The 11,104-nt window shown below is 65.0% G+C and carries 11 protein-coding genes; 6 read left to right on the top strand and 5 right to left on the bottom strand.

The window, feature by feature from the left end; all coding sequences use genetic code 11:
- Positions 1 to 189 precede the first annotated feature (189 nt).
- Positions 190 to 516: a hypothetical protein gene (locus BM075_RS05955; protein ID WP_093359735.1), complete on the bottom strand. Its 327-nt coding sequence runs from the start codon at positions 514 to 516 to the stop codon at positions 190 to 192.
- Positions 517 to 746: 230 nt separating this feature from the next.
- Here BM075_RS05955 and BM075_RS05960 point away from each other — a divergent pair, with 230 nt between their 5' ends.
- Positions 747 to 968, top strand: coding sequence for a hypothetical protein (locus BM075_RS05960; protein ID WP_093359736.1), 222 nt, complete (start codon positions 747 to 749; stop codon positions 966 to 968).
- Between the two features lie 2 nt (positions 969 to 970).
- On the opposite strand, the gene BM075_RS05965 is transcribed toward BM075_RS05960, so the two are convergent.
- A complete protein-coding gene (locus BM075_RS05965; protein WP_093359737.1) occupies positions 971 to 2,218 on the bottom strand; it encodes a sarcosine oxidase subunit beta family protein in 1,248 nt (415 codons plus the stop codon).
- A 226-nt stretch (positions 2,219 to 2,444) separates the two neighbouring features.
- Here BM075_RS05965 and ccmI point away from each other — a divergent pair, with 226 nt between their 5' ends.
- Genes ccmI through BM075_RS05980 form a run of 3 tightly spaced genes read left to right on the top strand, consistent with a single transcriptional unit; the run spans position 2,445 to position 4,684 of the window.
- A complete protein-coding gene (gene ccmI / locus BM075_RS05970) occupies positions 2,445 to 3,971 on the top strand; it encodes a c-type cytochrome biogenesis protein CcmI (protein WP_245758751.1) in 1,527 nt (508 codons plus the stop codon).
- A 3-nt stretch (positions 3,972 to 3,974) separates the two neighbouring features.
- Entirely contained in the window at positions 3,975 to 4,451 is a 477-nt protein-coding gene (ruvX, locus tag BM075_RS05975; protein WP_093359738.1) for a Holliday junction resolvase RuvX, read from the top strand.
- Positions 4,448 to 4,684, top strand: a complete 237-nt coding sequence (locus BM075_RS05980) for a DUF1289 domain-containing protein (RefSeq protein ID WP_093359739.1) — start codon at positions 4,448 to 4,450, stop codon at positions 4,682 to 4,684. Before ruvX ends, BM075_RS05980 begins: the two co-directional genes overlap by 4 nt.
- Positions 4,685 to 4,691: 7 nt before the next feature.
- Here the strand turns inward: BM075_RS05980 and BM075_RS05985 are convergent, their stop codons facing one another.
- Complete coding sequence (locus tag BM075_RS05985) at positions 4,692 to 5,426, bottom strand: SpoIIAA family protein (protein ID WP_218152815.1); 735 nt, start codon at positions 5,424 to 5,426, stop codon at positions 4,692 to 4,694.
- A 69-nt stretch (positions 5,427 to 5,495) separates the two neighbouring features.
- The gene (gene dusA, locus BM075_RS05990; protein ID WP_093359740.1) at positions 5,496 to 6,542 is read right to left on the bottom strand and encodes a tRNA dihydrouridine(20/20a) synthase DusA; all 1,047 of its coding nucleotides are present in this window, start codon (positions 6,540 to 6,542) and stop codon (positions 5,496 to 5,498) included.
- Between the two features lie 384 nt (positions 6,543 to 6,926).
- Here dusA and BM075_RS05995 point away from each other — a divergent pair, with 384 nt between their 5' ends.
- Together BM075_RS05995 and BM075_RS06000 are read left to right on the top strand one after the other, a co-directional pair.
- Positions 6,927 to 7,460: a biliverdin-producing heme oxygenase gene (locus BM075_RS05995; protein ID WP_143089826.1), complete on the top strand. Its 534-nt coding sequence runs from the start codon at positions 6,927 to 6,929 to the stop codon at positions 7,458 to 7,460.
- Positions 7,461 to 7,473: 13 nt separating this feature from the next.
- Positions 7,474 to 10,053 (top strand): HWE histidine kinase domain-containing protein, encoded by a 2,580-nt coding sequence (locus BM075_RS06000; protein WP_093359742.1) that lies wholly within the window; start codon positions 7,474 to 7,476, stop codon positions 10,051 to 10,053.
- A gap of 86 nt (positions 10,054 to 10,139) precedes the next feature.
- On the opposite strand, the gene BM075_RS06005 is transcribed toward BM075_RS06000, so the two are convergent.
- The gene (locus BM075_RS06005; RefSeq protein ID WP_093359743.1) at positions 10,140 to 10,928 is read right to left on the bottom strand and encodes a hypothetical protein; all 789 of its coding nucleotides are present in this window, start codon (positions 10,926 to 10,928) and stop codon (positions 10,140 to 10,142) included.
- Positions 10,929 to 11,104 lie beyond the last annotated feature (176 nt).

Genomic DNA, 11,104 nt, shown 5'->3' on the forward strand with positions numbered 1-11,104 from the left:
TCCCGGCCAGATGCGGTAATGAACTGATTTTGGTTCCTCAAAGAACCGTTTGTGGCGGCGTCCTTTCCGACCGAAAGACGTGCCTTATATGGCGCCCAGCCAGCATTGGTGGACGGCATCTGGGGGCCAGGCAAGCGAATGGCGGCCGCCGCAAGGCACCCGCCACTCGTGATAAGCCGCCAGTATGGATTAATTGCCGCCGGTCGACGCCTCGGCGTTCGCGCCGCCGTCACCGGCCGATGCGCCGGCTTCCGCACCACCACCGCTTGCATCGGCGGACGCGCCGTCGCTTTCACCGCCTCCGGAGCCCACATTGACGCTGACAGAGCTCGACCCGCCGCCACTGCTGTCGGGTGCGCCGCCGCCACCGGATCCGGTGCCGAACAGGACGTACGCGAGAACGCCGACGGCGACAACGAGGCCCCCGACGATGAAGGCAAGCCCGCCCCCGCTCCTTTTGGTCTCACGGATTTCCGTACGTTCGCGCACCGTGTTGTCGTGCGTGTGATCGGCCATTCTCGGGTCTCCAGTCGTTGATTTGTCCACTGCGCAACGCCGAATGGGCCGAAAGTGTTCCGTCCTCGGCGACCACGCGGGAAACAGACCGTTTCCAAATCGGGACGGTAGCTCGGGAGATTAGAGGGTAGATAAAGCAATGGTTTGCACGCTAGCGCCAACGGTTGTCCGACGGCTGGAGAATTGCCGAGGGAAGCGAAATCGTCCCGGCTTCGTGCTACGCTGCTGCCATGAGCATCTGGAGCTTCGTGTGGACCACTCTCCTGACACTTGCCGTCGTCGGGGGCGTCATCGTTCTCGTCATGCGCTCTGAACTTCGCCGCGAACAGTGCCGACAAGCGCGGCGTCGAAGCCACCGCGACACCGCGCTCGGCAAGGATCAGAGTGCCACCGATACCGATGTTGCTGCCACGCTCGGCTATGATGGCAGTGATGTCGGCTCTGGCGACTGACGTCAATGCGCCACCCCCGCCGCGACGCTTTCGTCGATGAAGCGGCCCTCGCGGAAGCGGTCCAGCCCGAAATCGGCCGCCAATGGGCCCGGCTCGCCCTTGGCCACCAGGTCCGCCATCGCCCATCCGGAGCCGGGGATCGCCTTGAACCCGCCGGTTCCCCAGCCGCAGTTGATGAAGCAGTTGCCCAGCGGCGTTTTCGACAGGATCGGTGACCGGTCTCCCGTCATGTCCACGATCCCGCCCCATTGGCGCAGCATCTTCAGGCGCGAGATGATCGGGAAAGTTTCGACGAGCGCTCGCACGGTGTCCTCGATGTGGTTGAAGGAGCCGCGTTGGGTGTAGCCGTTGTAGCTGTCCGTCCCGCCGCCGATCACCAGCTCACCCTTGTCGGACTGACTCATGTAGCCGTGGACCGTGTTGGCCATGACCACGCAGTCGATGCAGGGCTTTATGGGCTCCGACACCAGCGCCTGAAGCGGTGCGGACTCGATCGGCAACCGGAATCCCGCCACTTCCGCCAGTTGCCCCGAGTGGCCCGCGACAACGATGGCGAGCTTGTCGCAGGCAATGTCGCCCTTCGTGGTGCTGACGCCGGTGACGGTCCCGCCCTCGGACCGCACACCAGTCACCGCGCACTGCTGGATGATGTCCATCCCCATGCCGGAGCACGCCCGCGCATAGCCCCAAGCGATGGCGTCGTGCCGGGCCGTGCCCGCCCGTGCCTGCCAAAGGCCACCCAGCACCGGGTAGCGCGGCCCGTCGATGTTGATGATTGGCACGATCTCCTTCACCCGCTCCGGCCCGACCCATTCCGTGTCTACGCCCTGAAGCGCATTGGCGTGTGCCGTACGGAGGTAGCCGCGCTTTTCGTGCTGTGTCTGGGCCAGCATGAGGACGCCGCGGGGGCTGAACATCGCGTTGAAGTTCAGGTCCTGGCTGAAGGTCTCGTAGAGGCTGCGCGATTTCTCGTAGATCGCGGCCGACGGGTCCTGCAGGTAGTTCGAGCGGATGATCGTCGTGTTGCGGCCCGTGTTGCCGCCACCGAGCCAGCCCTTGTCGAGCACGGCGATATCCCGGATCCCATGGTTCTTGCCAAGGTAATAGGCGGTCGCGAGCCCGTGGCCCCCGGCGCCGATCACGATCACCTTGTAGTGCTTCTTCGGCTCGGGCGAGCGCCAGGCCCGCTCCCAGCCGGTGTGGTGACGCAGGGCTTCGCGGGCGATGGCAAAGGCAGAATATCGGCGCATGGGGCTCCTTGTCGGTCGGGCGGTGTCGCGGGTGCCGCGACGGGAGGCACGATACTTGTTTTCCCGTCGATTCATACTGACCATCTGCCTGCCTGCGGCATATTCGGGGCGGGAAACGACCTTGTGATCCGACGCCGCACGCGGTGCGGCCATGGGGGGCTTTGCCATAGCGCCCGATTTCGATAGAGGAAATGCCAGCCGTCGCAACAGCGCCCCGGGAGGACGCATGACATTCTGGATCATCTCGGGTCTCGTCGCCCTGGCGACCGCATTGCTGATCGGCTGGCCGTTGGTCCGGCCACGTCGGGCAAGCGACGACGCGGCGGAAGACCTCGACATCCAGATCTATCGCGACCAGTTGCAGGCCGTCGAGAAAGACGTCGCGCGCGGGGTAGTGACGGAGGACGACGCGGAGCGCCTGCGCACGGAGATCAAGCGCCGCATCCTCGACGCGGACAAGACCAGGGCTGGCGCAGCCGGCCGCGCGCCGAGAGAACTGAACATCGGGGTCGCCGCGGTTGCCGGCATCGCGATCATTGCGGGCAGCTATCTCGTCTACGATCTCGTCGGCGCCCCGGGGTACGAGGACCTTCCGCTGAAGAAGCGTCTCGCTCTGGCCGAGCGCGCCCGCGCCGAGCGGCCGAGCCAGGCGTCGCTTGAGGCGCAGATGCCCCCCTCCCCGACGCCCGCGCCGGAGGTCAGCCCCGAATACGCGGACCTGATCGAACAACTCCGCGCCGCGGTGGAGAAGAACCCCGACGAGTTGCAAGGCTGGGAGCTGCTGGCGCGGAATGAGGCCCGGCTGGGCAACCTGTCCGCCGCGCACGCGGCGCAGGCGAAGATCGTCGAGTTGAAGGGTCCGGAAGCGGCGCCGCAGGATTACCTGGCGCTGGCCGCGCTGATGATACAGGCGGCAGGGGGCAATGTCTCCGCCGAGGCGGACGCCGCTCTCACCTCCGCGCTGGAGCGCGATCCGCATAATCCCGTGGCCCGGTATTACATGGGGCTCGCCCACCTGCAGACCGGGCGGCCGGACCTGACCTTCGAGGTCTGGGAGCCGCTTCTGCGGGACAGCCCGCCCGACGCGCCGTGGGTTCCGGTCATCCGCGCCCGGCTGGAGAGCGTGGCGGCAATAGCAGGGATTCACTACACCCCACAGGCACCGCGAACCGCCGGCCCCTTCAGCGGCGGCCCCTCGGCGGACGACATGGCCGCAGCGGCGGAAATGTCGCCAGAGGAGCGGCAGGCGTTCATTCAGAACATGGTGGACCAGCTTTCGGCGAGGCTTTCCGAGGAAGGCGGCCCGCCCGAAGACTGGGCGAAACTGATCCGCGCCCACGGCGTGCTCGGCGACACGGAGAGCGCGACGGCGGCGTGGGAGCAGGCACAGGCCGCCTATCCCGATCCGTCCGACCTTGAACCCGTCCGGCAGGCGGCGGCGATGGCGGGCGTGGAAGGCGTGAGCGCGCTGGAGCGTGGCCCGACGCAGGACGATATCAACGCCGCGGCCGAAATGGCGCCGGAGGACCGGCAGGAGATGATCCGGAACATGGTCGACCAGTTGGGCGAACGGCTGGCGACCGAGGGCGGCCCGCCGTCGGACTGGGCGCAGCTGGTGCGGGCGCACGGTGTGCTGGGCAACACCGACCGGGCGGCGGCGATCTGGGCGGAAGCGCAGCAGACGTTCGGCAGCAGGCCGGAGGCGCTGGAGACGATCCGGCAGGCCGCCGTCGATGCGGGCGTCGCGGAGTAGCGGATGATCTTCGAGGACATTGCGGAGTTTGCATCGGCCCTGCCGCCTATGCGTGCTGTTGTCGGCCTGGACCTTGGCACGGTGACAATCGGCGTGGCCCTGTCCGACCGCCTTTTGACTGCCGCAACCCCGTTGGAAACCATCAAGCGCAAGAAGTTCGGCGTGGATGCGGAGAAGCTGCTGGCGCTTCTGACGGCGCGTGAGGCCGGTGGGATTGTTCTGGGCCTGCCGCGCAACATGGATGGCACCGAAGGCCCGAGGTGCCAGTCCACCCGTGCCTTTGCCCGCAACCTGGAGCGGCTGACCGACCTTCCCATCACCTTCTGGGACGAGCGGCTCTCGACCGTTGCGGCGGAGCGGGCGCTGCTGGAGGCGGATACGTCCCGGAAACGTCGCGCCGAGATCATCGACCACGTGGCCGCCGGGTTTATCCTCCAGGGCGCGCTCGACCGAATGCGGCACTTGAGGACAAACGGATGAACGAAGACGACCAGCGGGAGCGGGCGGAGATCGAGTCTCCCTGCACGAAGGTCTGCGTGATCCACCCGGCCGAGCGGATCTGCGTGGGCTGCCTGCGCACGTTGGAAGAAATCGGCGGCTGGGCGCGGATGACCCCCGGGGAACGCCGGGCCGTCATGGCCGACCTCCCCGGGCGCGCCCCGCGCCTGGCAAAACGCCGCGGGGGCCGCGCGGCGCGCACCGGGAAAGCCTAAGTCCGGGCTACTGCTCTCCGCCGACGATCCAAGCCTTTGCCGCCTCGAAATCCGCCGCCTTGTAGTGCTTGACCTCCGCGTCGACGAAACGGGACATCACCTGTTCCGCCAGCCGCTGCCAGGATTGATCTCCGACGACAGCGATACGGCTCGGAATGCGGTAGTGGTCGCGGATCAGCCCGAAATGCTCCCCAAGCGCTCCGAGCCCTTGCCAACCGTCGAAGTCCCGCAAGTCGAGCAAAAGCTCGAGCCCGCCGGCGCGCGCGATGAAGGCGTTGAGTTCCGTTTCGGCATCCGCAATGGACTGCGTGTCGAGCTTTCCATGGAGCGCGACCTGCAACTGGCGCTCGCCGATCTCCGTCACGTGCACGGTGCCGAGAGATTCCTGTAGCCACCGCCGCGCGTCGTCCAGGCCATCCAGACCGAACACCATGACCGGGCACGGCATGAGAAAGCTCATCCCGCGTATCGCGCCGCGAAGCCACCCCGTATCGGTGACCATCGCAATTCGGTCGAACCCGCGCCAGTGACGCAGGCCCAGCTTGAGATCGTCCCAAGCAGCTTCAGGGCTGTACCCTTCGAACCCTGGGCCCACCTGGATCAGAACCCGGACTCGCCCGCCGTCTTCCAAAGCCCGGTCGATGGCCGGGGTAATGACGCGGTCGTAGTCGTCGCTCGTGACGTGGCCCGTAATGCGGAATTCCAGCGTTCCTTCCGGCCGGCCGGTGATTTCCTCAATCATATCCGTCTCCTTTTCAGGAGAGATATGTAGGCTCGGCCGCGGCAGGTTGTAAGGAAGGATCGGCCGGACTCAGCCCGCCGGCTCCTCCGCCGCGTCGCGGACCATTGCAAGCGCCGCGTCCAGCACCTCCAGCCCGGCGCCATCCCGCGTGGCGCCCTCGCTCAACACCCTGCGCCAACCGCGGGCACCCGGACGCCCAGCAAAAAGCCCGAGCATGTGCCGTGTCACCGAATGCAGCCGCCCGCCCTGCTCCAGATGCCGAGCAATGTAGGGGCGGAACCGCTCCAGCGCATCCATCGCCGACAGGGGGGCCTCGGCGGCGCCGAAAATGCGGTGATCCGCCGTCAGGAGGATGTCGGCGGGCTGCTGGTAGACCGCGCGCCCGATCATCACGCCATCCATCCCGCTCCGCAGGTGTGCCTCCGCCGCGTCGAGGGAGACGATGCCACCGTTGACGGAGATATGCAGGTCGGGAAACGCGCGTTTCATCTTTGCGACCAGAGCGTAATCGAGCGGCGGGATCTCCCGGTTTTCCTTCGGCGACAGCCCTTGCAGCCACGCCTTGCGCGCATGGATGATGACGCGACGAACGCCGGCGGCGCGTACGGTTTCGAGGAAGTCGGGAAGGATCTCCTCCGGTTCCTGATCGTCCACCCCGATCCGGCATTTCACCGTCACCGGCAAGCGCGTCGCCGCCGCCATCTCCGCCACGCAGTCTCCGACGAGCGCCGGGCGTTCCATCAGGACAGCGCCGAAGCAGCCGGACTGCACCCGGTCCGACGGGCAGCCCACGTTGAGGTTCACCTCGTCGTAGCCCGCCTCCTCCGCCATGCGCGTGGCCTCGGCCAGTTCCCGCGGGTCGGCGCCGCCGAGTTGCACAGCGACGGGATGCTCGTCCGCGTCGAAGTCGAGCAGATGCCGCGCCCCTCCCCGCACGAGAGCAGCGGCAGCGATCATCTCCGTATAGAGAAGCGCGCGACGGGACAGAGTCCGATGGAACGCCCGGCAATGGCGATCGGTCCAGTCGATCATCGGTGCAACGCTCAGCCGCGCGGCCCGCCCGGCTTCAGACGCTCCCGGGATCTCGATCTCGGCGCTCACAACATTTGTTCCCATTTTTCCTTCTCGAGGTGCCCTTTGCCCGCCTTTGGGACCGGAGTGCAACAGGCAGATACACCTTTTGCGGGACGTACGATGGCCTTGGGCAGCCGTCCGACGGCGTGACCTCCGCCTCTGCCAGACCGGCCCAGGTCGCCTCAACTATTTACAGTGCCAAGAAAAATTGGAAATTTCAGCGATGTCCAATCCATGGATTGCGCGCGGCTTACAATCCTACTTCAGGCTCTCCATCCCGACACGCATGGCAGGCACTTCACCGGACATAGGGGTGCGGATACCGAGGTGACGCCAAAGCGGCTCGATAATCTTGAAACCCCGTACACACGATATAAATTGCCTCGACCTTGAGAATTGAAAGGGCGCGGCGTGCAGGCTGTCCAGGTGGATGATTTGAGAGGCCGGCTGCGGAGCGATACCAGATCGTCTCACGACCGGCTGGACCGGCACGTCTCCACTTTCGACCTCGGTGAACCGGACGGTCTCCGCAGTTTCCTGGCGATGCAGCTCATGGCGCTGACGAGGCTGGAGCCGCTCGCCAAGAATTCAATTTGCGCACCGGCCATCCATGATTTAAGAGCGCGCGCGGAATTCGATCTGCGCGGACTTGATGAAACCACGGCTCTCTCTTGCCCAGACCTGACGTTCACGCCCCATCCCATGTCGGTGGACTACGTGATCGCAGGCTCACGGGTCGGAACGGCCATCCTGAGGAAACGCTGGCTTGCCTCGAAAAATGCCGAGGTGCGCGCGACATCCGCATACTTTTCGGCGCCCACATATATGGATATGTGGCGCGCTTTCTGTGACAGGGCCACGCGCGAGACAAGTTCGGGCCCGCAGGCAGACCGCATCGTAGGGGACGCGATCGGTTTGTTTGACTTCTACGGCCACTGTGCAGCCTCGGCATGCGCATAAAGGAACAGGCAAGATGAGCGACACGGAGCCGAGCCCCCCGGCCCCCCAGGTAGATCTGAGCAACTGCGACAGAGAGCCGATCCACATCCTTGGACGGGTACAGTATTACGGCTGCCTGATTGCGCTGTCTTCCGACTGGATCATCGCCCACGCGTCCGAGAATTGCGACGCAATCCTCGGACAATCCGCCGAAAGCATCCTCGGGACCCGATTCATCGACCTGTTTTCGCAGGAAGCGGTGCATTTCCTGCGCACCCGGATTCAGGTGCTGAGCTACCAACCCGGAGCGGCACGGGCCTTCGCCTACCCGCTATTCGGCGACGAGCGGTTGTTCGACATCTCGATTCACAACGGGCAACGGCATCTTATCTTCGAGTTCGAGCCACGCACCGGGCCCTCCCGCCAACTGGAAGAAGCCGGCGACGTGCAAGCCCTGATCGGGCGGGTGCAGCATCAGGGCACCCTTGAAAAGATGGCCCAGGAGGCCGCACGCGGGCTTAGGCTCCTGTCCGGGTTCGACAGGGTCATGGTCTACCGGTTCGAGGAAGACGACAGCGGCACGGTGATTGCCGAAGCGCTCGAACGGGGCCAGAAACCCTATCTTGGCCTGCGGTTCCCAGCGAGCGACATTCCTGCGCAGGCCCGCAGGCTCTATACCCGCAGCCCGTTGCGCATCATCCCCGATGTGGACGGCCCGACCTATCGCATCGTTCCCGAGGTCGATCCAAATGGCGAGCCGCTCGACCTCTCGCTCGCCGTGACGCGCGCGGTTTCGTCAATCCACCTGGAATACCTGCGGAACATGGGCGTGGCCGCGTCAATGTCTGTGTCAATCCTGCGCCGCGGCAAGCTGTGGGGGCTTTTTGCCTGCCACCATCGGACGCCCCTCTACATCGACTACGAGAAGCGAAGTTCGGTGGAGCTCTTCGCGCAGCTCTTCAACTACGAACTCGCTCAAGTGGAGATGGACAGCGAACTCCGGGACGTGGACCGCGCGCGGAGCCTGCATGACCGTATGATGGCCCAGCTTTCCAGTGGTCATCGCATCCACGAGGCGTTCGAGCATCTCGTGGAGGACATTCGCGAGGTCATTCCGTTCGACGGGGCGGCCATCTACTCCGACGGGGCCTACACGGCGATCGGCTCCACCCCGACACGGGAAGAATTTCTCGGCCTCGCGCGCTTTCTCAACACCGCGCCTGCGTCTCAGATCTATGCCACCGACAACATCGGGCACCGCTACCCCAAGGGTCAGGATTTCGTGGAACGCGCCGCCGGACTGCTCTCCCTCCCAATTTCCCGAACGCCGCGCGACTACCTCGTGCTGTTTCGCCGCGAACTGGCGCAGTCGGTCACCTGGGCGGGCAGCCCTGAAAAACCCGCCGAGATCGGACCGAACGGCATCCGGCTGACCCCCCGCAAGAGCTTCGAGGCCTGGCAGGAAATCGTCCGAAGCCAAAGTGCGCCGTGGAAGGCAGGCGAGCGCCGGGCTGCGGAAGCGCTGCGCGTGACCCTGCTCGAGGTTGTGCTGAAGCTCACCGAAGAGAGCAACATTGTCCGCAAGCGCGCGCAGGACCAGCAGGAGCTTCTGATCGCGGAGCTGAACCACCGGGTGCGGAACATTCTGGGCCTGATCCGCGGGCTGGTTTCGCAAGGAAGCGATGAGGGCACCTCGGTACATGCCTATCGGTCCGTCCTTGACGCGCGCATTCACTCACTGGCCAGAGCGCACGATCAACTCACCCAGACTGAGTGGGACTGGGCGCCGCTGCTTCCGTTGATCGATACCGAAGCCAAGGCCTTTCTCTCGCAGAAGTATTCGCGCCTCACCATATCGGGCGACAGGATCGACCTGACGCCGACCGCGTTCACCACGGTCGCCCTTCTGGTGCACGAACTTGTCACGAACTCCGCCAAGCATGGCTCGTTCAGCGACTCTTCGGGGTCGGTCACCGTGGACGTCGAGTTGCAGGAAAACGGTAACGCGGTCATCCGGTGGCGCGAACACAACGGGCCACCGGTCAAGCCGCCGACGCGCAAGGGGTTCGGGACGACCATCATCGAGCGGTCGATCCCCTTCGAACTGCAGGGGGAGGTCGACGTCCGCTACAAGGTGACGGGGTTCGAAGGGGACTTCACGCTGCCGGCTCGGCATGTCCGGCGGGCGGCAGAAGATGCGCCGGTGGAAATCTTGCCGGCCGCCTCCGGCAGCAACTCGGCGAGCCTGTCCGGAAATGCCCTGGTGCTGGAAGACAACATGATCATCGCGCTCGATGCGGTCGACATGCTGACCGCGCTCGGCGCGCAACACGTGAGCACGGCGAGCCGGGTGGCGGACGCGATGCGGATTCTCGACCAAGGCGACATCGAATTCGCGCTGGTCGACGTGAACCTCGGCGATGAAATGTCATTGCCCGTCGTTGAACGCTGCACGGCGGAGGGCATCCCGGTGTATCTCGCCACGGGGTACGGTGCGAATGCGGATATCGTTTCGCAGTTTCCCGGCATCCCCGTCATTCGGAAGCCCTACAAGATCGAGCACCTTCGCGCCGCGCTCAGCGAACACCCACCCGTCCGTCCCGGCAAAACGTAGACGGGCGCGCCCCTCGGGGCTGAAAAGTAGCCTGGGGCTTGGTGGCGCTCCTGCCACTCGGGAGCGCCACGAACCGTGTCGGTGCTTCAGAAGCGGATGTTCCAGAGCAACATCGGGCCCGTCTGGTAATACTCGGTGACCACGTCGTCGTCAGGCAGGTCCCATTCCATGTGACGATAGCCAAAGACGATATCGTTGCGTCCCCATGTGTAGCCCACGCCAAGCCCGGCCTGCCACGTCAGGTCCGACTCGCCCGCGCCGACGTCGGCCAGGTAGGTCATGAACCAGTTGTCGTTGAAGGCCCAGCGACCGTTCACGCCGACGACCGCATCCCAGTAGTTCTGATCGCTGTCGACGTCGCGAGAAACCTTGTTGCCAAGGGGACCGGTCAGGTCGAACGTCAGGTCGGCGTTCATGCTCAGGTAACGCGCACCGAACAATCCGTACATCGAATAGGTTGGCGTATCGACCAAGCGGTAGCCACCGCCGAAGCTGACGATTGTCGTCTCGATCTCCGCATCCGCAACAGCGTTGACGTCGAACCCGCCGCCCAAACCGCCCGGTCTGACGGTAAATGTCGCGTCACCGTCCTGTCGGATGCTCGCGTAGCTGAGTTCGCCATAGGTCATCCATGGTCCGTTGTAGCCCCTGAGTGCGCCCATCAGGGCAAAGTTCAGATTCTCCAAGATCTCGTCGAAGCCGAGTTCGAAATCCTCCCCGGCGGCTTCGCCGCCGACTTCGGTGCCCCACAGGTAAAGCTGAAGTTCATAGTTCCAGGACCGCTCCGGCCCATAGGTGACCGGATCCTGGGCCGCTGCCTGCGTGGCAGCAACGGCGGCGGTGGCGGCGAGCGCCAATGCGAACGGTGCCTTCATGGTGTCATCCTCCGCTTTCCTTCACGACGGAATGCCCCACTCCCGGCTCCGCCGTCGTGGAGTATAGCGCCAAATTGGCGGGAAAAAGCTGGAAAAAATGTCCACATCCCAAAGCCGCTGCACAACCTCTTCGCTTTCGGGGCGCCTTATCTCGGAACCGGCCTTTGCGACGTTGC

This window comes from Tropicimonas isoalkanivorans (genome assembly GCF_900112335.1).
GTDB classification, from domain to species: Bacteria; Pseudomonadota; Alphaproteobacteria; order Rhodobacterales; family Rhodobacteraceae; genus Tropicimonas; species Tropicimonas isoalkanivorans.

Excerpts from the sequence above, each read along its gene's own strand:
- BM075_RS05955 (WP_093359735.1), bottom strand. The coding sequence starts at position 516 with ATGGCCGATCACACGCACGACAACACGGTGCGCGAACGTACGGAAATC.
- BM075_RS05960 (WP_093359736.1), top strand. The coding sequence starts at position 747 with ATGAGCATCTGGAGCTTCGTGTGGACCACTCTCCTGACACTTGCCGTC.
- BM075_RS05965 (WP_093359737.1), bottom strand. The coding sequence starts at position 2,218 with ATGCGCCGATATTCTGCCTTTGCCATCGCCCGCGAAGCCCTGCGTCAC.
- ccmI (WP_245758751.1), top strand. The coding sequence starts at position 2,445 with ATGACATTCTGGATCATCTCGGGTCTCGTCGCCCTGGCGACCGCATTG.
- ruvX (WP_093359738.1), top strand. The coding sequence starts at position 3,975 with ATGATCTTCGAGGACATTGCGGAGTTTGCATCGGCCCTGCCGCCTATG.
- BM075_RS05980 (WP_093359739.1), top strand. The coding sequence starts at position 4,448 with ATGAACGAAGACGACCAGCGGGAGCGGGCGGAGATCGAGTCTCCCTGC.
- BM075_RS05985 (WP_218152815.1), bottom strand. The coding sequence starts at position 5,426 with ATGATTGAGGAAATCACCGGCCGGCCGGAAGGAACGCTGGAATTCCGC.
- dusA (WP_093359740.1), bottom strand. The coding sequence starts at position 6,542 with ATGGGAACAAATGTTGTGAGCGCCGAGATCGAGATCCCGGGAGCGTCT.
- BM075_RS06000 (WP_093359742.1), top strand. The coding sequence starts at position 7,474 with ATGAGCGACACGGAGCCGAGCCCCCCGGCCCCCCAGGTAGATCTGAGC.
- BM075_RS06005 (WP_093359743.1), bottom strand. The coding sequence starts at position 10,928 with ATGAAGGCACCGTTCGCATTGGCGCTCGCCGCCACCGCCGCCGTTGCT.